At 66.7% G+C, this 504-nt stretch carries 1 protein-coding gene and 1 pseudogene; both read right to left on the bottom strand.

Annotation, left to right across the window (positions count from 1 at the left end; genetic code table 11):
- Positions 1-175, bottom strand: a 175-nt coding sequence (locus tag CEK66_RS19315) for a DUF494 family protein (RefSeq protein WP_152237979.1), incomplete at its 3' end; no start/stop codon positions are given.
- Positions 176-218: 43 nt separating this feature from the next.
- Positions 219-504, bottom strand: a pseudogene (locus CEK66_RS19310) (DNA-protecting protein DprA); the annotation flags it as partial.

Genomic DNA, 504 nt, shown 5'->3' with positions numbered 1-504 from the left:
GGCGCTGGTCGGCCAGGGCGTCGAGCCAGTCGAACGCCTTGCTGATCTCGGTGGGGCTGAAACCGGCCTGGATCAGGCCATTCTGGAGGGAGTCGCGATCGCGGACCGGATCCGCGTCTTCGCTGAAATAGTGTTCGAACAGGTACAGCAGGACATCCAGAATGCTCTCTTTCATTGCCCCTCGGCCTGCGTCGCGAGACGCTGTGGAGGTGAAGAAACTAGGGTTTGCGGGTGTAACGACCGCGTTCGACCGCCACGTAGCCATCCAGTTCCATGGCCAGCAGCATGGAGGACGCCGCTGCGGCCGTCAATCCGCTGCGTGCGATCACTGAATCCATACAGATGGGGTCGTGGCCCAGCGCCTGCCACAAGCGCTGGTAGTCGGGGTGGGGGAAGGCCGGTGTGGCCGCGCGCGCGGTGCTGGCTCCCTGTGTGGGGGCGTTCAGGCGCCCGCGCAAGGCGTCGGCCAGTTCGGCGGCCAGGGGCGCGACCCCGGCCAGCACC

The organism is Xanthomonas sp. LMG 12460 (assembly GCF_009192895.1).
GTDB lineage: Bacteria > Pseudomonadota > Gammaproteobacteria > Xanthomonadales > Xanthomonadaceae > Xanthomonas_A > Xanthomonas_A sontii.
The sequence above is the reverse complement of the archived record's forward strand: the minus strand, read 5'-3'. Positions and strand labels throughout refer to the sequence as shown.